Here is a 20405-nt window from a genome sequence, read left to right as displayed (position 1 = left end):
CCGATCCCTCATCCCTGAACAAAAAAATGCCGCCTCGAAAGGGCGGCATTTTTGTTGCGATGACGGATCGTCTCAGCCGAGCAGGATCCGCTCGCGGCGGATGAAGCGGTAGACCCGCCAGTTGAGCGAGACGGCGGCGGCGGCCAGGCCGATCAGGAAGCCATACCAGACGCCGATGCCGCCAAAGCCGAGGGGAAAGGCCAGCGCCCAGGCCGAGAGAAAGCCGATCGCCCAATAGGAGATCAGCGCCAGGATCATCGGCACCGTCGTGTCCTTCAAGCCCCGCAGCATGCCGGAGGCCAGCGCCTGCAGACCGTCCACCAGCTGAAAGGCGCCTGCAACGACGATGAAGGGCACGGCACGGGCCAGAACCTCGGCGGCATCCGCCCTGTCCGTGTCGAGATAGAGCGCAGCCAGTTCCGCCGGAAACAGCGCGAAGACCAGGCTGCCCACCAGCGCGCAAAGGCAGCCCAGCACCAGAACGGCGATGGCCGCGCGGGTAACGCCCTCCCCATCCCTGCGCCCATGCGCCAGCCCGATCCGCACCGTTGCCACCTGCGACAGACCGAGCGGCACCATGAAGGCGATCGAGGCGAATTGTAGCGCGATGCCATGGGCGGCCAGCTCCGCCGTGCCGATCATGCCCATCAGCAGCGAGGCGACCGTAAACAGGCTGACCTCGGCGAGAATGGTGATGGCAATCGGCAGGCCGAGCTTGACCACCTCGAAGAACGCGCTCCAGTCGGGCCTCCAGAAGCGCGTAAACAGCGCCACATCGCGCGTTTCCGGCAGGCGCCGGAGATAGAGGATCGCCAGCACGAGGCTCATCGAATTGACGACAAGCGCCGAGATGGCGGCCCCCTCCATGCCGAGCGCAGGCAAGCCGAGATGGCCGAAGATGAGGATATAGCACATGACGGCATTGAGCCCGAGGATGGCCAGCGTGATGTAGAGAATCACGCCCGCCCGCTCCAGCGCGCTGAGGAAGGCGCGCAGCACCATGAAGGCCAAGGCGGGAAAGATGCCCCATTGCGCGATGCGCATATAGCGGCCGACCAGAGCCGCCACCTCAGGCTGCTGGCCCATGAGGCGCAGGATCTGCTCCGCATGCCAGAGCACCGGTGCGGTGATCAGGCCATAGATCAACGCGACCCACAGCCCCATGCGCACGGAGCGGCGAATCGACACGCCATCGCCACGCCCCATGGCCTGGGCGACCATGGGCACGACGGCATTGGCAAAGCCGGAGCCGAAGATGAAGACGGTGAAGAACACCTGCCCTGACAGCACCATGGCCGCGAGCTCGACCGTGCCGAGCCGGCCGATCATCAAGATATCGGTGGTGTGGATCGCAAGCTGCGCCACCTGCGCGCCGATGAAAGGCAAGCCGAGCAAGAGACTTGCGCGAAAATGGGTAAACCAGGAATTGTCGGGCGTGCCGCCATGCGGCATTGCGCCGGTCCGAGCGTGCATCTGAATAACCTTGGACATGGCTAAGGGCGCCATGGACCATCCTTGTCCGGCGCGACCCTGCCCTTCTACAGGCGCTGAGCGCAACAAGGCAAATGCATAAACTTTATGCACCCCATCAAATGGGCTGATGTAGAGCGCGCTGCGGGCCGTCGCTCCTGGGCAAATCTCCAAGGTTAGCACAAGCTAACTATGCTCAGCTCGTGACGCGCCGGAAGCCGAGAAGGCGAGCCGGCACCGGCCGCAAGGCCGCGCCTTTAAAAATACCTGCCGAGCTCAATCCGGCCCGCGCGTCTTCGGCCTAAACCATGCACGTGGCCGAGGACACGGCGAGCCGAGCCGGCCTTTCAAAAGCCTCCTGCCCTCGCCCGCCCTCGGCATGCCGCAGATTTTGCGGGCACCTCCGACTGAGGGGGAGGGTCGGTCAGAATTCGCTTAACCTTTACAACGCATATTCCGAACAGAAACAGGATTGATCCATGGTCAGCGCCACAACATCCGTCAGTTCGACGGCCCTCTCCTCATCCACATCCAGCACCGCCGATATCAAGGCACAAATCGCGTCGAAGGAAGCCGAGCTTGCCAAGGCCAAGGACAAGGCCGAACAGGCGGCGCTCGAAGGCGAAATCGAAGCCCTGAAGGCGCAGCTCGACAAGCTCGAAAGCAGCAAGAAGAAGGATCAGGGCACCACCGCCGAGACCGACAACAAGGCCTCGGGCGAGAGCGACCGCATCGGCACGAAGAATTTCGACGAGAATACCGAATTCGGCAGCCGGACGCTGTACGTCTAAGCCGATCTGCAAGCGTCATGGAACTGCGACGAGGCGGCCGCGGCACACGGCCGCCTCGTGTGCTGGATGGCCAGCCTCAACCGCGCATCGGATGAACCCGTCGCAGGAAAATAATGAGGCCGGTGGCGACCAACAGGGCGGCAAGCGCGAAGGGCGCGCCCGGCAGTTCAATGGCCGCGCCGTCGCGCGTGAAGGCTTCGAAGACCGAGGCAAACATCAGCGGTCCGACGATCGAGGTGAGCGAGGAGAGGCTGGAAAGAGCCCCCTGCAGTTCGCCTTGCTCCGATGGCGGCACGCGTGCAGCCGCAAGGCTGCGCAAGGGCGGATCGGCCACGGCCTCCAGCGGGGTCGCCAGAATCACGAGATAGACCATCCACCCCTGCCAGGCCAGCGCATAGCCCATCAGCGCGATCACACCCGTGGCAAGGCCGAGGATCGCGGTCCGCCGCTCGCCGAACGTGGCGACGACACGCGGCAGAACGAGCGCCATCACCAGGGCGGTGACGATTCCATAGACGCCGAGCGAAAGGCCGATCTGCCCTTCCGACCATCCGTAGCGATAGGCACCCGCGAAGGGCCAGATGGCCGGATAGACCACATGCGCCTGATAGATGAGGAAGAAGACGGCAAGCACCGGCATCAAGCCTGGGCGGCCGCGCATCTGCTTCAACGCCCCCATGGGATTGGCGCGGCGCCAGTCGAAGGCGCGGCGCAGCGGCTTTGGCAGCGTTTCCGGCAGGAGCCAGCAGGCAGCGCAGAAATTGAGGAAGGACAGGGCCGCCGCGCCGAAGAAGGGCACGCGCGGCCCGAAGCTGCCGAGCAGCCCACCGACAACGGGGCCGAGCGTGAACCCGACGCCGAAGGCAATGCCGATCAGGCCGAAATTGCGCGCACGGCTGCGCTCGTCGCTGACATCGGCGATGAAGGCCGAGGCCGTGGAAAAGCTCGCTCCGCTGACCCCGGCCAGGATGCGGCCGATGAAGAGAATCCAATAGCTGTCAGCCAGCGCACAGATCAGATTGTCCAATGCGAACGTCAGCACGGAGACAAGCAGCACAGGCCGGCGCCCGAAGCGATCCGACAGATTGCCGACGGTCGGGGCGAACAGAAACTGCATGGATGCGTAAACGAAGAGCAGCCAGCCGCCATCCACAGCCGCGCGGGCCGGTGGATCGCCCGTCAGCTCCTGCAGAAAGGTCGGCAACACCGGCATGATGATGGCAAGGCCCATGATGTCGAGCAGCATGATGGTGAAGACGACGGCAAGGCCACGCCGCGCCGCTTTCTCGCCAATCGAGCCGATTGCCGGCCTGTCTGCATCCATGATGGTCCTCCCCCCGACCTGCTGCCGGCTCCTGCCGAAGCGGTTAGCCGAATTGTGCCGTAACGACAATGAGCCGAGCTTGTCCCGCCTGTGAGAGGCCAATCGCAGCGCAGCAAGCGGCTAAGGGCATGAGGTAGCGCTAGCTGAAGCTGTTCAAAGCGCTTTGGTAATCCTTGCATCGCAAGAAAAGCGGCCGTAAGAGGTCCGCAATATTCGTTCTTTCGCCGTCGCGAATGTCAATTTGGCTTTATCAAGCACAGCCGCTTTGAGGACGTTCACAAGGACATGCTTCCCGATGCGGCGGCTGTTCACAGCACCTCGATCCGGTTCGATTTCTCGAAAGGTTTTTCTGTGGCCTCGATCTCGTCCAATCGCTCCACCGCGCAAGCGTCGCCGGCTGCCGCCGGCGCACATGCGCCAGCTCTCGTGGCGCTCACCAGCCTGTTCTTCATGTGGGGCTTCATCACCTGCATGAACGACATTCTGATTCCGCATCTGAAAAAGGTGTTCGAGCTGAACTACACCCAGTCGGTGCTCATTCAGTTCTGCTTCTTCGGCGCCTATTTCATCATGTCGATCCCGGCCGGGGCGTTGGTGAAGCGCATCTCCTACAAGGGCGGTGTGGTTGCCGGCCTCGTGATTGCGGCGATCGGCTGCGCCATGTTCATCCCCGCCGCCTTCAGCCGGGCCTATTCCTTTTTCCTCGGCGCACTCTTCGTGCTGGCCTCCGGCATCACCATTCTGCAGGTGGCGGCCAATCCCTATGTAACGGTGCTGGGTGATCCGAAGACGGCACCGGCGCGGCTGACGCTCACGCAGGCCTTCAACTCGCTCGGCACCACGATCGCCCCGCTCGTCGGCGCGCTTCTCATCCTCAAAGACGCTGACGTGAATATGTCACCGGCCGAAGGGGCGGATGCGGTGCGCATCCCCTACATGATCTTGGCAGGAACCTTATTCCTGCTCGCGGTGATCTTTGCGATCCTGAAGCTGCCCGTCATCCGCGAGGAGGCACCGGCGGCCAAAACCGGGGGGCAGGCATCGATCTGGTCCTATCGCCATCTGATGCTAGGCGCCGTCGCCATCTTCCTCTATGTCGGCGCGGAAGTCAGCATCGGCAGCTTTCTGATCAATTTCATGGCCGAACCGACCATTGCCGGCCTGCCGGAAAAGAGCGCCGCGCACTACGTCACCTATTTCTGGGGCGGCGCGATGATCGGGCGCTTCATCGGCGCTGCGGTCATGCGGGTGATCGATGGCGGCAAGGTGCTGGCTTTCAATGCCGTGGTGGCCGGCCTGCTGCTTGCCATTGCCGTCTTGACCTCCGGCCCCTTGTCCATGTGGTCGGTGCTGGCCATCGGCCTCTTCAACTCGATCATGTTCCCGACGATCTTCAGCCTGGCGCTGAACGGGCTCGGCGACCGGACCAGCGAAGGCTCGGGCGTGCTGTGCCTGGCGATCGTCGGCGGCGCCTTGATCCCCCTTGCACAGGGCGCTCTGGCCGATGCGATCGGCATTCACCACGCCTTCTTCCTGCCGATCCTCTGCTATGTCTTCATTGCCTATTACGGACTGAAGGGCGCCAAGCCCGCCGCCTGAGCAAGACCACATGCTTCAACGATAAAGGGCGCCCGCAAGAGCGCCCTTTTTATTTCCATACGCGGTGAAACTGGATCAGACAGGGTTGTTGAACGTATCGCAGGCCGAAAGCTGACCGCTGTCGAAACCGCGCTTGAACCAGGTCGAGCGCTGCTGCGATGTGCCGTGGTTGAAGCTCTCCGGCACCACATAGCCCTGCGTGCGGCGCTGCAGCGTGTCATCGCCGATCTGGGTGGCGGCGTTCAGCGCCTCTTCCAGATCGCCCTGTTCGAGCAGGCCCTTCTGCTGGGTATATTTGCCCCATATGCCGGCAAAGCAATCGGCTTGAAGTTCCGTGCGCACCGACATCTGGTTGGACTGCGCCTCACTCATATTTTGCCGCTGCTCGTTGACCTTGGGCAGTATGCCGAGCAGGTTTTGTACGTGATGGCCAACTTCATGCGCGACGACATAAGCCTGGGCGAAATCGCCCGACGCCTTGAAGCGCTGGGAGAGTTCGTCGAAGAACGACATGTCGAGATAGACCTTCTGGTCGGCGGGGCAATAGAAGGGACCGGAGGCCGCAGACGCATTGCCGCAGGCTGACTGGATGGCGTTGCGGAACAGCACGAGCCTCGGCTCACGATAGGTTTCGCCGTTCGCCTTGAAGATGCCATTCCAAGTATCCTCCGTCTCCGCCAGGACGGTGGCGACAAAGGCCTTCGTATCCTCCTCGCCCGGCGAGCTTTCCTGGGCGCTGCGCTCATAGCCGGCGGGCGTCGGCTGGCCGCCGCTGACGACCTGCAGGAGGTCGATGCCCATGGCCTTGAAGACGAAATAGATCACGACCAGAAAGATGATCGTGCCGATGCTGAGGCCGCCGCCACGGCCCGAGCCGACGGGAATGCGAAAGCCACCACCTGGACCGGAACCGCCGAACCCACCGCCGACAGGCCCTTCGGCCCGGCGATCCTCGATATTGCTGGACTGACGGCGTCCTCTCCATTCCATGGCTGATCTCCCTCTCCGGATGCGCATGAGGGCCCCGCGGCAGCACATCTGCCGGGCTCGGCCCGGCGGGGTAACGCAGAAGACATCGCTTTGTATCCGTAAGCACGTATGAAATTCACAAAGGGTGCTTGCTGCCTCTTCGGTCAGCGAATGCTTGTGCCGGTTCGACATGTGCACCGGCCATCAGCGCGAGGTGCTGCCGCAGGGATGGCATAGGCTTTCGGCAGAGCGACGGCAGCACGTAAGCCGACTTGGATGCTCAAGGACCAAATCCTCCGGATCGGTCCGCTTTTCAGACCAATCGCCGCCGCAAAAGGAGGGCTGCAGCCAGTGTCAACATGGCAAGGCCGGCAAGGACAAGCCAGATATGGCCTCCGCTGAATAAGACCGCCGCCATGCGCCGGCCGGGCAGGAGAGTGAAGCCGCCGGCGATGCCCAGTGCCCCGACATTGAGCTGCAGCATCACCCGGCGATGCCCAGCCACATCGCCAGCGCGGGCCTTGGCAATGGCGGCCCAGAGCCCTGCCAGCGTCAGCACCGACAGAAGATGAATCGCGCTGAAGCCGTAGAGCCCGCCAATCTCATGGATGAAGAAGCTCGACAGGGCGGCGATCGTCATGAGCCCGACCCAGACGCGGCCGAACAGCTTATGCGCGCCCGTTCCTTTCCGCGCGGTCAGAAGCACGATGCTGAGGATGGCTGCCGGAAGAACCGCAGCCACATGGATCTGCACCGCCGGTGGCGCGGCGAGAAGGGGCGCAAGCGTCATGAAAGCTCCTTGTTTCAATTTCAGACAGGGACTGGATCTGAGGCAGCCGGCCGGTTCGCGGTCTGCGACGTCGGTGCGAGCGATCCTTCCCGGCGGTTGAACAGGACGCCGGTTTCGGCCAAGAAGAAGCCGAGCTCAATCGAATTGGCGTAACCGACGGGCGTATTTCGTGAATCGACCTCTTCTGCCATCCGCGCTTCGTGAAATGCAGACCGTGCTTCGCTCGCCCCGCTTCTGGGGCACCTTCCTTTCGATCGTCGCGCTGTTTGCCGTCACCGGTCCCTATGGCACGCGCGAGACGATGATGCCCGCCGAACGGCTGGGCTATTGGCTGGCCATCCACGCCGTGACCTGGACGATCGCAATCGGCGCCAGCGTGCTTGCCGACTGGGCGCTGAAACCGCACCTGCCCAATACGGTCCTGCGCATGCTGGTCGGCTCGCTGATGGCCGCCTTGCCAATCGGCCTGTCGCTGGTGGTGCTCGATGCGCTCTTGCGCGACGGGCCGCTCGCGCTCGACCTCGTGCCCTGGCGCGCCGCCCAGTCCCTGCCGCTCTGCGCCTTGTTCTGCATTCTGACGATCCTGACGCTTCGGCCGGAGTCTCCGGCCTCGAGCGATGTGAGCGTTCTGGACTGGCCACTGCCGGCAAGCGACGGAGAAGGGTCGCAGCAGCCGGCCGGCCTAGAGCCAGAGATTGCGCCACCGGCGCCAATCCTCGCGCGGCTGAAACCGCATCATCGTGGTCCGCTGCTGCGTCTTTCGGTCGAAGATCACTACACCGAGATCGTCACCACCCGCGGACGGGAGCTCGTGCTCCTGCGCTTTTCCGATGCGCTGCGCGAGATTGGCGCCACGCCGGGCCTGCGGCTGCACCGCTCGCATTGGGTGGCGGATGCGTTCGTCGCCGACCTCAGGCGAGAAGACGGCCGGTTGATCGTCATCGGCCAGGATGGCAGCGCCCTTCCCGTCAGTCGCAGCTACCAGGATGCGGTTCGCCAGCACTTTGCGAACAAGTGAGATCGGGTTTTGCTGTCGATCGCGCGATTTATGGGGTTCCGTTTCCTCTGGCCTTTCCCTATAAGCCGCTTCTAGCCTGAATTTGATAAAAAGCTTGCACAGCTGGCCGGCGGTCCGTCGCCCTGGCCGGTTTCCGCGCGAGCCCGCTAGATGGAAAAAGCCGATGCCGAAGCGCCAAGACCTGAAATCCATTCTCATCATCGGCGCAGGCCCGATCGTCATCGGCCAGGCATGCGAATTTGACTATTCCGGCACCCAGGCTTGCAAGGCGCTGAAGGAGGAAGGCTACCGGGTCATCCTGGTGAACTCCAATCCGGCGACGATCATGACCGATCCGAACCTTGCGGACGCCACCTATGTGGAGCCGATCACGCCGGAGGTGGTGGCCAAGATCATCGCCAAGGAGCGCCCGGACGCGCTGCTGCCGACCATGGGTGGACAGACCGCGCTGAACACGGCGCTTTCGCTGAAGCGCATGGGCGTGCTCGATCGCTACAATGTCGAGATGATCGGCGCCAAGCCGGCGGCCATCGACATGGCCGAAGACCGGGCACTGTTTCGCGAGGCCATGGCGCGCATTGGGCTGGAAACGCCGAAATCCATGCTGGCCAATGCGACTGACATCAAGGACACCGACCGCAAAGCCCACGAGGCGGAACGCAACAAGCTGAAGGAAAGCCTGTCCGGACCGGAGCTGGACAAGGCGCTGGACGCGCTGGAAAATCAGTGGAACCTTGGCGAGACCGACCGCAAGCAGCGCTATATGAGCCATGCCATGGCCGTTGCCGCCCAGTCGCTTGACCATGTGGGCCTGCCCGCCATCATCCGCCCCTCTTTTACCCTCGGCGGCACAGGCGGCGGCATCGCCTATAACCGCTCGGAATTCTTCGAGATCGTTTCCGGCGGCCTCGACGCCTCGCCGACCACCGAGGTCCTGATCGAGGAAAGCGTGCTCGGCTGGAAGGAGTATGAGATGGAGGTTGTCCGCGACAAGGCGGACAATTGCATCATCATCTGCTCCATCGAAAACATCGATCCGATGGGCGTTCACACCGGCGACTCGATCACCGTTGCCCCGGCGCTGACGCTGACGGACAAGGAATACCAGATCATGCGCAACGCCTCGATCGCGGTGCTGCGCGAGATTGGGGTGGAGACCGGCGGCTCCAACGTGCAGTTCGCCGTCAACCCGAAGGACGGCCGCCTCGTCGTCATCGAAATGAACCCGCGCGTGTCGCGCTCCTCCGCCCTGGCGTCGAAGGCCACCGGCTTCCCGATCGCCAAGATCGCGGCCAAGCTCGCCATCGGCTACACGCTGGACGAGCTTGAAAACGACATCACCGGCGGCGCGACACCGGCCTCCTTCGAACCGTCGATCGACTATGTCGTGACTAAGATTCCGCGCTTCGCCTTCGAGAAGTTCCCCGGTGCCTCGCCGGTTCTGACGACGGCGATGAAGTCGGTTGGCGAGGTCATGGCGATCGGCCGGACATTTGCCGAATCGCTGCAAAAAGCGCTTCGCGGCATGGAAACCGGGCTGACCGGCCTGGACGAGATCGAAATTCCCGGGATCGACGATGGCGAAAACGCCAAGGCCGCCATCCGCGCGGCCATTGGTACGCCGACGCCCGACCGGCTGCGCATGGTCGGCCAGGCGCTGCGTCTCGGCTTTTCCGAAGCTGAAGTGCATGAAAGCTGCAAGATCGACCCCTGGTTTATCGCCCAGCTGAAAGCCATCATCGACATGGAAGAGCGCGTGCGCGAGCATGGCCTGCCGAAAGACGCGGAAAACCTGCGCCGCCTGAAGGCCATGGGCTTCTCCGATGCACGGCTTGCCACCCTCTCCGGCAAACGCCCGAAGGAAGTGGCCGAGTTGCGCAACGGGTTGAACGTGCGCCCCGTCTACAAGCGGATCGACACTTGCGCCGCCGAGTTCGCTTCGCCGACCGCCTATATGTATTCGACCTATGAGACGCCCTTCGTCGGCCAGACGCGGTCGGAGGCCGGCATTTCCGACCGCAGGAAGGTCGTTATCCTCGGCGGCGGTCCGAACCGCATCGGCCAGGGCATCGAGTTCGACTATTGCTGCTGCCATGCCGCCTTCGCGCTGAAGGATGCCGGCTTCGAAGCGATCATGGTCAACTGCAATCCCGAAACCGTCTCGACCGATTACGACACCTCCGACCGGCTCTATTTCGAGCCGCTGACGGCCGAGGACGTGATCGAGATCCTGAAGGCAGAGCAGGAAAAGGGCGAACTCGTCGGCGTCATCGTCCAGTTCGGCGGCCAGACGCCGCTGAAGCTCGCCGAAGCGCTGGAAAAGAACGGCATTCCGATCCTCGGCACCGCGCCTGATGCGATCGACCTGGCCGAGGACCGCGACCGCTTCCAGAAGCTTTTGATGAAGCTCGACCTCAACCAGCCGAACAACGGCATCGCCTATTCGGTCGAGCAGGCGCGTCTCGTCGCTTCCGAAATCGGCTTCCCGCTGGTCGTGCGCCCCTCCTATGTTCTGGGTGGCCGCGCCATGCAGATCATCCATTCGGAAGGCCAGCTTCAGACCTATCTGCTCGACACCGTGCCGGAACTGGTGCCCGAAGATATCAAGCAGCGCTATCCCAACGACAAGACCGGCCAGATCAACACGCTGCTCGGCAAGAACCCGCTGCTCTTCGACAGCTATCTGAGCCAGGCGATCGAGGTCGATGTCGACGCGCTGAGCGACGGCAAGGACGTCTATGTCGCCGGCATCATGGAGCATATCGAGGAAGCCGGCATTCACTCCGGCGATAGCGCCTGCTCGCTGCCGCCGCGCACGCTGTCTGCCGAGATGCTGGACGAGCTGGAGCGCCAGGCCAAGGCCATGGCGAAGGCGCTCGGTGTCGGCGGCCTCATGAACGTGCAGTTCGCCATCAAGGACGGCAAGGTCTATGTGCTCGAAGTCAATCCGCGCGCCTCGCGCACGGTGCCCTTCGTCGCCAAGACCATCGGCGCGCCGATCGCCAAGATCGCCGCGCGCGTGATGGCCGGCGAGAGCCTGGACGATGCCTTCGCCGCCTATGGCGCCAAGCCCGATCCGCGCAAGCTCAAGCATATCGCGGTCAAGGAAGCCGTCTTCCCCTTCGCCCGCTTCCCCGGCGTCGATATCCTGCTCGGGCCGGAAATGCGCTCGACTGGCGAGGTCATCGGCCTCGATACGGATTTCGCCGTCGCCTTCGCCAAGGCTCAGCTCGGCGCCGGCGTCGATCTTCCGCGCGAAGGGACGGTGTTCGTCTCGGTGCGCGATGAGGACAAGGTCGGCGTGCTCGCCGCCATCCGCATCCTGACCGAGATCGGCTTCAAGGTTCTGGCCACCGGCGGCACCGCCCGCTACCTGGAAGAACAGGGCATTGCCACCACCAAGATCAACAAGGTGCAGGAAGGCCGGCCGCATATCGAGGATGCGATCCGCAACCGCCAGGTTCAGCTCGTCATCAACACGACCGACAGCAACAAGGCGATCTCGGACTCCAAGTCGCTGCGCCGCGCCACGCTGATGCAGAAGGTGCCCTATTTCACCACGATGGCGGGCGCCGAAGCCGCAGCCAGCGCGATCAAGGCGCTGAAGGCGGGGAACCTGGAAGTGCGGCCTCTGCAGAGCTATTTCTGAAGCATGGGCAAGACGATCCGCTACTCGCTGCATGCAGAAGCGGTCATCGCCCAGCGAGATCTATCAAAAGACTGGATCGTAGCCGCGGTCGAACAGCCGGATTGAATTGAGGCCGACGCTCGTGATCCGGAGATTGAACGCCGCTTCAAACGCATAGACCAACGCGCAGGGAGGATCCTGCGTGTTGCTTGCGTTGAAGGTGCGGCGGAAATTCGTATAGTATCAGCCTTCATCGACCGAGATGCGAGGAAGCCTGTATGAGACCTGTCATTAAATATGATCCTGCATCCGACGCAGCCTATATCCGCTTGTCGGAGGAAGCGGTTGTGGAGAGCGCTGAGGTCTCGGAGAATCTCGTTCTCGATTACGACGAGGCTGGACACATTGTCGGCATGGAGTTGCTGAACGCGCGATCGCAGCTTTCGCCTTCGCTTCTGGACGTTGCTTGATCGTTGACGGGCGACTGGCCGACGCAATAGCAAAGGCGGATGCTTCGATGGGCGGCGATGCATGTCGCGACGTGTGCGCTGCAATCAAAATCAGGAACTTGATTGTCCGAGCTTGGCTGTATCGACATTGGCATTAAGCAGCCAACACCCAGCGACAAACAATGATCGGGATCCCTGGGCCCACCCCTGATATTCGGCACAAGGCTGCCGTAGGGAGCCATCTCCGACTGAAAATCAGGCCCTCAAACCTGCGTCGGATGGATCGTGTCCACACGGACCAGACCATCGATCACGCCACGCTCGCCCGTCTCTGTGAATCCGTATTCGCTGCCGGCTTCGATCACGGTATAGAGTTTCTCGCTGCGAAAGGCGCTGGCCATGCGTGTCGAGGTGCCCTCGGCCGGCATGGCGTCCACTTCGAGGAAATCGAGCTCGGCCTCAGCTGCAACGATGCGGGCATCGGCGGGCGATGCGGCGCGCACCAGGATCTCACCATGACTTGGCGCATTGTCCCACCTGGGATCATCGGGTGCTGCAATCGGCACCAGGCGATAGATGTGCAAGGGCATATCAGCGCTCCGAGACGCGGGTGCGCTGGAATCTGTCTGGCTGCTGATGTTCGGATTGCTCATTCTGCCGCCTCCTGCTTCGTCAAGCCACCGGCGCCGGCTTCCAAGGCCTGACGGCGGGCAAGAGCCGAGCCCAGGATGTGGCGGATTTCCTCGTCCGCGATTTCTTGCCCGGCAAAGCCCTGATCGGGCAGCACGCCGGGGTCCTCGTCCTGCGTATCCACCGTTTCGGCATCGGCAATCATGGCCTCGATCGCCGCGCGTCCGTCTGGAAGAGCGGCCAGATGCGTGGCAAGCCCGACCAAGAGCCGTCGATAGGCGTTGAGCCGGCCTTCAATCTGCATCGGTGAAAGTTCGTCCGTCATTCCCTACCTGCCTTTCATCCCCGCACATCCACAAGACGATGCATCATAGACCGCCTTGCGGACTGTCCACGCCCTTGAAGCCGGCGCGTTGCCGCTCCATGTCATGGTGATGTCACGCGCGGAGAGACTTCGTTCGCGTGGCCTTGCAGACAACGTCTGGCCATGGGCAGGAGTTCCGAGAACTAGGCGAGACATGCGAAAGCTGCGCCTTGCAAAGGGCGTGGCGGGATGGAGAAGCCCGAAAATTCTGGCTTTAGCGGGGTCGCATCTGCTATAAGCCTCAACCTGGTGTTTGGACGGTTTCGGGGCTGACGCTTCGCAAACCGTTTTATTTTGCGTCGGGGCCGCCTGATATCAAAAGGCGGGCCCGCGCGAGCAGTGAAGGACAGGGAAATGGTCGAGAAGGTACCGATGACGCAGAGCGGGTTCGTCAAGCTGCAGGAAGAACTGCGCTGGCGCCAGCAGGAAGAACGCCCCCGCATCATCGAGGCGATCTCGGAAGCACGCGCGCATGGCGATCTCTCGGAGAATGCGGAATACCATGCAGCCAAGGAAGCCCAGAGCCTGAACGAAGGCCGTATTGGCGAGCTGGAAGACTTCGTGGCCCGCGCCGAGGTGATCGATCTGTCGAAAATGTCGGGCTCGACGATCAAGTTCGGCGCCAAGGTCAAGCTGGTCGACGAGGACACCGACGAAGAGAAGATCTATCAGATCGTCGGCGATCAGGAGGCCGACGTGAAGGCCGGCCGCATCTCGATCTCCTCGCCCATCGCCCGTGCGTTGATCGGCAAGGAAGTGGGCGATTCCATCGAGGTCGTCGCGCCTGGCGGTTCGAAGGCCTACGAAATCATCAGCATCAACTGGGGTTGATGCGTTTCCGCCGGACACGTGCGATGCTCTTTCCTTCGTCTCGAAAGATGCCCCTCCCGGCCAGGACCTGCCGCTCATGAACCGGCAGGATCCCATCATGGCCGAGGACGATCTGGGTGCTGCCCCCGTGAGCGGCCAGCCTGCAGGGCAGCCTCCGCAGGTCGATCCGGCTGAAATCGACGTCATCGCGCCGAATTTCAAGCACCGGCTTTCAGGCGTAACCTCGACCATCATTCAACTGGTTCCGGTACAGCGCCGTCTCGGCCGACGCATCGCGGTGCTTGGCCCCGGACTTCCCGACAGCCTTCCGCATCTGCGCTTTAGGGACCTGATGCGGCTGCGCCAGCCGCCGCCCGGCCGGCCGGCCCGAGTCTGGCATGCTCGCCGCAATATTGAGATGCTGCCCGGCATCGTCCTGCGCGACCTCCTGCGCATGCCCTTGCGGCTGGTGTTCACCTCCGCTTCGCAGCGCCGCCACACCGGCTGGACCAAGTGGCTGATCAACCAGATGGACGCGGTGATTTCCACAAGCGAAAAGACGGCCCGCTACCTGAAACGCGATAGCGCCGTGATCATGCATGGCATCGATATCGAACGGTTTGCGCCAGCTTCCGACAAGGCATCGGCGCGCCGGGCGCTGAACCTGCCCGAGCAGGCCAAGATCGTCGGCTGTTTCGGCCGCGTGCGTGCGCAAAAGGGAACGGACCTCTTCGTCGAAGCCATGCTCTCGCTGCTGCCGCATCGGCCGGAGTGGGTTGCGGTCATCGCCGGGCGCGCGACATCCAAGCACAAGGCCTTCGAGCGCGACTTGAAAAACCGGGCGGCCCAGGCAGGGCTCGGCGAGCGCATTCTCTTTGTCGGCGAACAGACGAATATTCATGAATGGTACCGGGTTCTGGACCTATTCGTCGCGCCGCAGCGCTGGGAAGGCTTCGGCCTGACGCCCCTGGAAGCCATGGCCAGTGAAGTGGCCGTTGTCGCCACCGAGGTTGGCGCCTTCAACGAAATCATCGTCACGGGACCAGATGAGACGGGCCTGCTCGTGGCGGCCGATCACTCGGTTGGCCTGACGCTCGGCTGCGCCGAACTGATGGATGATGACCCCAGACGCATCATGGCCGGCAAGCGCGGCCGCACGCGCGTCAGCGAGCGCTTCACCATCGAGGGCGAAGCGCAAGCGATCGGCAAGGTCTATGACAAGCTCATGGCCGGCGGCTGAACAGGTCGAGATAGGCGCCGGTCACCGCCTCCTCGGAAAACTGGCTCAACAGCGTGCGATGCCCCCCCTCGGCCAGACGCGCGGCCAAGGCAGGATCTGCCAGCAGAGCCTCGATGGCCGCACTGAAGCTATCGACATTCTCGATTTCCGCCAACAGGCCGTTCTCACCATCGCGCATGAACCAAGACGGCCCTTCCGAGCGCGAGGAGACCACCGGCCGCCGCTGCGCCCAGGCTTCCAGGATCACATTGCCAAGCGGCTCATGAAGCGACGGCATGACGAACACATCGGCTGCCGCGATGAAGGGCCGCGCATCCTTTTGCCAGCCGAGAAAGCGGATGCGCTCGCCCAGGCCCTTTTCTCGCGCCAGTCGTGTCAGCGCGTCCTGCTCCTCCCCCTCGCCCGCCAGCCAGAGATAGGCGGATGAGTGTCGCGCCACTGCCTCGATCAGCGTGTGAAAGCCTTTGCGATGCACGAAGCGTCCGAGCGAAACGATCAGCGGCACATGCTGCGGCGTTTTCCATTGCGCGCGGTCTGTCGGCGCCACCCTCTGCGTATCGGTGAAGTTCGAAATCACAGTGAGCCCGCGTGTCCAGCCGAGCTTGCGCACGTGATCGGCGATGCCGGGTGTATTGCACACGAGCATGTCGCTGTTGCGGAAATAGTCGAGCTTCGGCGGATAGTCGCCAAGCCGGGAAAGTTTGATACAGCCGGGATAGGCAGGCATCAGCATGCTGGCGCGTGGCGCCCAGGCCATCAGCGCATCCGGTTTCAGCCGGCGGGCCATGCGGGCAGCCCTGATCGGCAGCAGGAAGCGGTCCGGTGAAAGATTGCGGAAATGGCTTTCCTCGACCTTGATCGACGGATCGAGATCGGCCCGCCAGGCCCGGTCTGGCCGGATGATAGCGCTTTGGTAAACGCCACGCCTGGCCAGCGCATTGGCAAACTGAACGAAGAAGCGCTCTGCCCCACCATCCTTGCCGAAGTGATAGTGAACGACCTGCATGCGTCAGCTGTCCTGGCCAGCGAAGAGTTGCAGATAGGCCGAAGCGATGGCGTCTTCCGAAAAGCGCGTTTCGATGGTGCGTCGCCCACCGTCCACAAGCCGCGTGCGCAGCCCCTCGTCGTCACGCAGCCGCGTGATGGCGGCCGCGAGACCATCGACATCGCCGACCTCGACCATCAGCGCATCCTCTTCATGAGTCATGGCAAAGGAGGGGCCTTCCGCCTTGAAGGCGATCGTCGGCTTGCCTGCGCCCCAGCCCTCCAGGCAGACATTGCCGAGCGGCTCGTGAAGGGACGGAATGACGAACGCGTCCGAGGCCGCGAGATAGGCATAGGCATCGGTGCGCCATCCGGTAAAGCGGACCCGCTCGCTCAAGCCCAGGGACGCCACCAACGCTTCCAGATTGCCGCGCTCCGGGCCGTCGCCGACCAGCCAGAGAAACGCGCCCTCGACCGCCGCTATGGCCTTGATCAGGAGATCGAAGCCCTTGCGCGGCACGAAACGGCCGAGACCGAGGACGACGAAGGCTCCTTCCGGGGTCGACATCTCGGCTCTCGCCACGGGCGCCATGGGCCGTGAGCGGGTGAAGTTCGGAATCACTTCCAGCCCGCGTGTCCAGCCGAGCGCGCGCACCCGCTGCGCCATGTCAGGTGTGATGCAGACAAGCGTCTGGCAATGGGTGTAGTAGCCGAGATGCTCGGGATAATCCCCGAGCCGGGCAATGCGCTTGACCCCATCGACGGCGGGCATGAAGCGGCTGGCGCGCAGCTGCCAGGAGACGATCACATCCGGCTTGAAGCGTTTGAGAATGCGGCGCAGGCGAAAGGCCAACAGGAAACGCGAGAGCGAGATGCGCCGGAAGATCCCTTCATGCACTGTGGCGGCACATTCAATCTCGCCACGCCAGCTGCGGCCGGGCCGGATCAGCACCTGCTGCTCCACCCCCCGCTCATGCAATGCGTTGACCAGATTGACGAAGAATCGCTCGGCACCGCCCTCCTTGCCGAAGTGAATGTGCAAGACCCGCATCTAACGCCCTTTCGCATCGTCCACGTTCGGGCGCCGCTTCAAGGCATCCCGCTGGTAGAGCTTTGCCTGGGTGAGGAAAGCATAGACGGCGCCGGTCATTGCCTCGATGAATCCCGGAAGACCACAGCGCCATAAGCCATTGCGCAGATAGAGCCGCAGGAAATAAAGCAATGGCGAGAAGATCAGTTTCGCCGCCTTCGGCCGCCGCCCTTCAGCGGTCTGCTGATCGGCCTTCAGCGTGGAATATTTGTTTTCCTTGAGGATCTGCTCGTCGAGGATCAGCGGGCGGTAATGCAGAAGACCGCCGGCTGAGGCTTTCTCGACGCGCCCCCGGGGCACGATTCCTTCGTGCACGGCCTGTGCCAGATCATAGGCGCCCTGCCCTGCCCGGATCAGCCGAAGGTTCTTGCGCTCACGCACACGGGCCGGCGTATAACCATAGCCGATGAGATAAGGGCGGCGGGCGACCTTCCAGCCGACGATCTCAGGCGGCGCGGCGAGAAGCGTCGGCAGGCTGTCTCGCAAAGCCCGGTCCAGCCGCTCGTCGGCGTCGATATTGAGCCGCCACGGTTGCGTACACAGATCGAGGGCGAACTGCTTCTGCCCGGCATAGCCGCGCCAGGCCTCATGGACAAAGCGGATTGGCCAGCCCCCAGCGATATAGCGCTCGACCAAGGCCTGCGTTCCATCCGTCGAGCCGGAATCCACCACGACGATTTCGGCACATTCGGCGAGACTGTCGAGACAGGCGCCGAGATAGGCCTCTTCGTTCAAACAGATAATGAAGGCCGAGAGCGGCAGCTTCGCATCAGACATGAACCAGGTCCCGACGGAAATAGGCAGCCTTGCGGTTGCGTTCCGCCAGCTGGAAGCCGAGGCGCGCAAGATGCGCGATCAGCCCATCGATTGCCGCATCGCCGACAATATGGGGATGCAGTTCGGCGATGATATGAGCCAGCGGATCGAGGTTCGGCAGGCCAAGCAAATCGACCTCGGCGCCCTCGACGTCGATGACCAGCATATCCGGCCGGAAATCGGCCAGCACGGCCGGCAAAGCATCGCTCTCCACCATCGTCGCGTTCAGGCCCTTGGCGCGGTCATACACGCTCGACGAGAGAAGTGCGCCATCGACGAAAAACCGCACCGGTGCGCCATCCACCGTCAACGCTTTCATGCGCAGTTCCGGTAGGCTGGAATTGAGGGCGAAATTGCCGCGGATCTTGGCCTCCAGCGTCGGATTGGCCTCATAGGCCAGCACCTTTCCGGGCCCGGCGATCCGCGCCAGAATCAGGCTGACCACGCCGAGGCCGGCGCCGATTTCGAGAACCCGCATGCCGGGCCTTAAGGCGTTGCGGATCAGCGCCCGCTCGGTATCCTCATAGGCTTCACGAAAGATCAGGGCACGGATGTCGTCGGCGATGTGGCCCTTGCGGGTATCGATCGTGATGCCATCGAGGCGGACACGCTCAGCCTCGGTCAGGATGCGCCAACGTCGGCGCAGAGAGCGCAGGAATTTCGTCACGATCATCCTTCATTTCTTGGGCTGCATGGCCTATCGGCGCGCCCACGCCAGTACCGGCAAGACCATCGCCCTCCTCAGAGGCCGACGAGCGCGGCCTCCTTGACCTTGCGAATGGTCAGCATGGTGCGGACGGTGTCGACATTGTCGGCGGCCGTCAGTCGTTCAATAACGAAATCCTGGAAGGCTGCAAGATTCTCCGCCAGACAGTGCAGGAGATAGTCGCTGTCGCCCGAAACCATCCAGGCTTCGCGCACCATCGGCCAATCGCGCGTGCGCGCGGCGAAAGCTTTAAGATCGGCTTCGGACTGGTGCTTCAAGCCAACCATGCAGAAGGCCACGAGATCATAGCCAAGGGACGGCGCGTTGAGGATCGCGCGATAGCCGCGGATGATGCCCGCCTCTTCCAGCTTGCGCACGCGGCGAAGACAGGGCGGGGCGGAAATGCCCACGCGTTCGGCCAGATCGACATTGGTGATCCGACCGTCTTCCTGCAATTCGCGCAGGATTTTCAGATCGATCGCGTCGAGCTCGGCCCGCAGCACGCTTCCCCGCCTTCTTCTTGTCGTTCCGTCTTGCCACCCCGATGGGCGAAGGACCGAGATGTGCCACGTCTTCTGCGCGGCATCAAGGTGAAGCGAAGGGTCGCCTGAGGGCGGCCGATGCGGCCCTGTTTAGAGAACTGGCCATAGGCTGCGCATGAAGCCTTCCTCGACCATGCTGTCAGGATCGGCAAAGCGGTGGGAGACCGAATCGGTAAAATCGAGCCTGTTCAAGTCCTCCATATGACCGAGCATCAGCTTGTAGTGCTCGGCGCCGCCGAAATGCTGGCCGTTTGACGAAATGCGTTCGAAGCGGGCCGAGACCCCTGCAAAGAATTTGAAATGGAGCAGCACGCCGGCAATGGGCGCGAAATTTTGCTGGAAGGGTATGGGATGGTGGATTGACGTGCCGAGACTGCAGGCATCGTCCCAATAGAGCAGCGGAAACTTGATGAGCTGAACATCCGCGCCAAAGATCCGCCGACGCGGGCCACCCCTGACCTGTAGGGAGATGGAGGAGCGCGACAGATCATAGCCGGCGACATCATAATGGGTCGCAACCTCCCAGGGCATGACGCGGCTGTCGCCACTAAAGATGAAATCTCCGACGGGGCCTGCCGGGTAAAAGTCGATCATCGGCGCGGAAAGCCGCGTTATCCCCAAGGCCTGCAGCCTGTCGATCAACCTGGAGAGCGGCCGCTCGGCGCAGCTTTGGTAGACCAGATATTCGTCGGCATCGACGTTGACGTACCATCGATGGCGACCGTAAATCTCGAACAGGCTCTCGCGCCAGAGCCTGCCACGGTTGGCAGCGCCATAGCGCAGATCGGAGATCCAGAGATCGACATCGGGCTCGGCCTCCAGATATGCTTGGCTCTCATCCGTGGAGGCATCATCGACACAGATGAAGCGCGTAACACCCAGTCCCCGGTAATGCGCAAGGAAGGACGGCAGGAACGCGCGGTCATTATGACATAGAAACACCAGCGGGATATCATCCGCCCGTAGCGCGCGTGGTGGCGCGAGATTGAAGCGACGCAACGTGGGATCTGACATCGCCAGCCGCGCTCGGCGCTTGCTGAAACGCCTGTTGGCATTCAATGCCCGGAGATAGGCGAACGGTCCTGTCTTGAAGAATGCATCCGGCAGCACGGGATTGGGATAGGCGTAACTCTGCGGCATGAACGGTCCCGTTAAAGCCGGGCAACAAGCCGGCCTGCTGCAGGA

General features: G+C 62.8%; 19 protein-coding genes. 7 read left to right on the top strand and 12 right to left on the bottom strand.

All coding sequences use genetic code 11. The features are described from left to right. Positions 1 to 72 precede the first annotated feature (72 nt). Positions 73 to 1473 carry an MATE family efflux transporter gene (locus tag BMX61_RS14385; protein WP_075628317.1) on the bottom strand — a complete coding sequence of 467 codons (1401 nt, stop codon included), beginning with the start codon at positions 1471 to 1473 and terminating at the stop codon, positions 73 to 75. A 476-nt stretch (positions 1474 to 1949) separates the two neighbouring features. Between BMX61_RS14385 and BMX61_RS14380 the strand changes: the two genes are divergently transcribed. Next, positions 1950 to 2261 carry a hypothetical protein gene (locus tag BMX61_RS14380; RefSeq protein ID WP_075628183.1) on the top strand — a complete coding sequence of 104 codons (312 nt, stop codon included), beginning with the start codon at positions 1950 to 1952 and terminating at the stop codon, positions 2259 to 2261. Positions 2262 to 2337: 76 nt separating this feature from the next. Here the strand turns inward: BMX61_RS14380 and BMX61_RS14375 are convergent, their stop codons facing one another. Beyond that, positions 2338 to 3585, bottom strand: a complete 1248-nt coding sequence (locus BMX61_RS14375) for a TCR/Tet family MFS transporter (RefSeq protein ID WP_075628184.1) — start codon at positions 3583 to 3585, stop codon at positions 2338 to 2340. A 351-nt stretch (positions 3586 to 3936) separates the two neighbouring features. Between BMX61_RS14375 and BMX61_RS14370 the strand changes: the two genes are divergently transcribed. Then, complete coding sequence (locus BMX61_RS14370) at positions 3937 to 5184, top strand: sugar MFS transporter (RefSeq protein ID WP_075628318.1); 1248 nt, start codon at positions 3937 to 3939, stop codon at positions 5182 to 5184. Positions 5185 to 5259: 75 nt separating this feature from the next. Here the strand turns inward: BMX61_RS14370 and ypfJ are convergent, their stop codons facing one another. Together ypfJ and BMX61_RS14360 are read right to left on the bottom strand one after the other, a co-directional pair. After that, positions 5260 to 6174 (bottom strand): KPN_02809 family neutral zinc metallopeptidase, encoded by a 915-nt coding sequence (gene ypfJ, locus BMX61_RS14365; protein ID WP_075628185.1) that lies wholly within the window; start codon positions 6172 to 6174, stop codon positions 5260 to 5262. A 292-nt stretch (positions 6175 to 6466) separates the two neighbouring features. Next, the gene (locus BMX61_RS14360; RefSeq protein WP_075628186.1) at positions 6467 to 6943 is read right to left on the bottom strand and encodes a DUF2306 domain-containing protein; all 477 of its coding nucleotides are present in this window, start codon (positions 6941 to 6943) and stop codon (positions 6467 to 6469) included. Between the two features lie 169 nt (positions 6944 to 7112). Here BMX61_RS14360 and BMX61_RS14355 point away from each other — a divergent pair, with 169 nt between their 5' ends. From BMX61_RS14355 to BMX61_RS14345, 3 genes are all read left to right on the top strand, one after another. Next, positions 7113 to 7961, top strand: coding sequence for a LytTR family DNA-binding domain-containing protein (locus BMX61_RS14355; RefSeq protein ID WP_092742767.1), 849 nt, complete (start codon positions 7113 to 7115; stop codon positions 7959 to 7961). Between the two features lie 163 nt (positions 7962 to 8124). Beyond that, the gene (gene carB / locus BMX61_RS14350) at positions 8125 to 11610 is read left to right on the top strand and encodes a carbamoyl-phosphate synthase large subunit (RefSeq protein ID WP_075628188.1); all 3486 of its coding nucleotides are present in this window, start codon (positions 8125 to 8127) and stop codon (positions 11608 to 11610) included. Positions 11611 to 11867: 257 nt separating this feature from the next. After that, complete coding sequence (locus tag BMX61_RS14345; RefSeq protein WP_075628189.1) at positions 11868 to 12059, top strand: DUF2283 domain-containing protein; 192 nt, start codon at positions 11868 to 11870, stop codon at positions 12057 to 12059. 242 nt (positions 12060 to 12301) lie between these two features. On the opposite strand, the gene BMX61_RS14340 is transcribed toward BMX61_RS14345, so the two are convergent. Together BMX61_RS14340 and BMX61_RS14335 are read right to left on the bottom strand one after the other, a co-directional pair. Next, the gene (locus BMX61_RS14340; RefSeq protein ID WP_075628319.1) at positions 12302 to 12628 is read right to left on the bottom strand and encodes a hypothetical protein; all 327 of its coding nucleotides are present in this window, start codon (positions 12626 to 12628) and stop codon (positions 12302 to 12304) included. Between the two features lie 59 nt (positions 12629 to 12687). After that, positions 12688 to 12993, bottom strand: a complete 306-nt coding sequence (locus BMX61_RS14335) for a hypothetical protein (RefSeq protein WP_075628190.1) — start codon at positions 12991 to 12993, stop codon at positions 12688 to 12690. 393 nt (positions 12994 to 13386) lie between these two features. On the opposite strand from BMX61_RS14335, the gene greA reads away from it, so the two are divergent. Together greA and BMX61_RS14325 are read left to right on the top strand one after the other, a co-directional pair. Continuing rightward, positions 13387 to 13863, top strand: a complete 477-nt coding sequence (greA, locus tag BMX61_RS14330) for a transcription elongation factor GreA (RefSeq protein WP_075628191.1) — start codon at positions 13387 to 13389, stop codon at positions 13861 to 13863. Between the two features lie 97 nt (positions 13864 to 13960). Beyond that, the gene (locus tag BMX61_RS14325; RefSeq protein WP_083639494.1) at positions 13961 to 15082 is read left to right on the top strand and encodes a glycosyltransferase family 4 protein; all 1122 of its coding nucleotides are present in this window, start codon (positions 13961 to 13963) and stop codon (positions 15080 to 15082) included. Here the strand turns inward: BMX61_RS14325 and BMX61_RS14320 are convergent. The 6 genes from BMX61_RS14320 to BMX61_RS14295 form a co-directional block, all read right to left on the bottom strand. Then, positions 15066 to 16088: a glycosyltransferase gene (locus tag BMX61_RS14320; protein WP_075628192.1), complete on the bottom strand. Its 1023-nt coding sequence runs from the start codon at positions 16086 to 16088 to the stop codon at positions 15066 to 15068. The genes BMX61_RS14325 and BMX61_RS14320 overlap by 17 nt on opposite strands. A gap of 3 nt (positions 16089 to 16091) precedes the next feature. Further along, complete coding sequence (locus BMX61_RS14315; RefSeq protein WP_075628193.1) at positions 16092 to 17117, bottom strand: glycosyltransferase; 1026 nt, start codon at positions 17115 to 17117, stop codon at positions 16092 to 16094. Beyond that, positions 17118 to 17933, bottom strand: coding sequence for a glycosyltransferase family 2 protein (locus tag BMX61_RS14310; RefSeq protein WP_075628194.1), 816 nt, complete (start codon positions 17931 to 17933; stop codon positions 17118 to 17120). Beyond that, positions 17926 to 18645: an FkbM family methyltransferase gene (locus tag BMX61_RS14305; RefSeq protein WP_083639480.1), complete on the bottom strand. Its 720-nt coding sequence runs from the start codon at positions 18643 to 18645 to the stop codon at positions 17926 to 17928. The genes BMX61_RS14310 and BMX61_RS14305 overlap by 8 nt, the downstream gene beginning before the upstream one ends. A gap of 68 nt (positions 18646 to 18713) precedes the next feature. Continuing rightward, the gene (locus tag BMX61_RS14300; protein ID WP_075628195.1) at positions 18714 to 19181 is read right to left on the bottom strand and encodes an Lrp/AsnC family transcriptional regulator; all 468 of its coding nucleotides are present in this window, start codon (positions 19179 to 19181) and stop codon (positions 18714 to 18716) included. Positions 19182 to 19310: 129 nt separating this feature from the next. After that, positions 19311 to 20360 (bottom strand): glycosyltransferase family 2 protein, encoded by a 1050-nt coding sequence (locus tag BMX61_RS14295; protein ID WP_170854948.1) that lies wholly within the window; start codon positions 20358 to 20360, stop codon positions 19311 to 19313. Positions 20361 to 20405: the final 45 nt, after the last annotated feature.

It is taken from the genome of Xaviernesmea oryzae, from assembly GCF_900109605.1.
In the GTDB taxonomy this organism is placed as follows: Bacteria; Pseudomonadota; Alphaproteobacteria; order Rhizobiales; family Rhizobiaceae; genus Xaviernesmea; species Xaviernesmea oryzae.
The sequence above is the reverse complement of the archived record's forward strand: the minus strand, read 5'-3'. Positions and strand labels throughout refer to the sequence as shown.

What these genes read in the sequence shown, in the direction of transcription:
- BMX61_RS14305 (WP_083639480.1), bottom strand. Translation starts at nt 18,645, where the DNA reads ATGATCGTGACGAAATTCCTGCGCTCTCTGCGCCGACGTTGGCGCATC.
- BMX61_RS14360 (WP_075628186.1), bottom strand. Translation starts at nt 6,943, where the DNA reads ATGACGCTTGCGCCCCTTCTCGCCGCGCCACCGGCGGTGCAGATCCAT.
- carB (WP_075628188.1), top strand. Translation starts at nt 8,125, where the DNA reads ATGCCGAAGCGCCAAGACCTGAAATCCATTCTCATCATCGGCGCAGGC.
- ypfJ (WP_075628185.1), bottom strand. Translation starts at nt 6,174, where the DNA reads ATGGAATGGAGAGGACGCCGTCAGTCCAGCAATATCGAGGATCGCCGG.
- BMX61_RS14340 (WP_075628319.1), bottom strand. Translation starts at nt 12,628, where the DNA reads ATGCCCTTGCACATCTATCGCCTGGTGCCGATTGCAGCACCCGATGAT.
- BMX61_RS14385 (WP_075628317.1), bottom strand. Translation starts at nt 1,473, where the DNA reads ATGCACGCTCGGACCGGCGCAATGCCGCATGGCGGCACGCCCGACAAT.
- BMX61_RS14320 (WP_075628192.1), bottom strand. Translation starts at nt 16,088, where the DNA reads ATGCAGGTCGTTCACTATCACTTCGGCAAGGATGGTGGGGCAGAGCGC.
- greA (WP_075628191.1), top strand. Translation starts at nt 13,387, where the DNA reads ATGGTCGAGAAGGTACCGATGACGCAGAGCGGGTTCGTCAAGCTGCAG.
- BMX61_RS14380 (WP_075628183.1), top strand. Translation starts at nt 1,950, where the DNA reads ATGGTCAGCGCCACAACATCCGTCAGTTCGACGGCCCTCTCCTCATCC.
- BMX61_RS14325 (WP_083639494.1), top strand. Translation starts at nt 13,961, where the DNA reads ATGGCCGAGGACGATCTGGGTGCTGCCCCCGTGAGCGGCCAGCCTGCA.
- BMX61_RS14295 (WP_170854948.1), bottom strand. Translation starts at nt 20,360, where the DNA reads ATGCCGCAGAGTTACGCCTATCCCAATCCCGTGCTGCCGGATGCATTC.
- BMX61_RS14315 (WP_075628193.1), bottom strand. Translation starts at nt 17,117, where the DNA reads ATGCGGGTCTTGCACATTCACTTCGGCAAGGAGGGCGGTGCCGAGCGA.
- BMX61_RS14375 (WP_075628184.1), bottom strand. Translation starts at nt 3,585, where the DNA reads ATGGATGCAGACAGGCCGGCAATCGGCTCGATTGGCGAGAAAGCGGCG.
- BMX61_RS14335 (WP_075628190.1), bottom strand. Translation starts at nt 12,993, where the DNA reads ATGACGGACGAACTTTCACCGATGCAGATTGAAGGCCGGCTCAACGCC.
- BMX61_RS14310 (WP_075628194.1), bottom strand. Translation starts at nt 17,933, where the DNA reads ATGTCTGATGCGAAGCTGCCGCTCTCGGCCTTCATTATCTGTTTGAAC.
- BMX61_RS14345 (WP_075628189.1), top strand. Translation starts at nt 11,868, where the DNA reads ATGAGACCTGTCATTAAATATGATCCTGCATCCGACGCAGCCTATATC.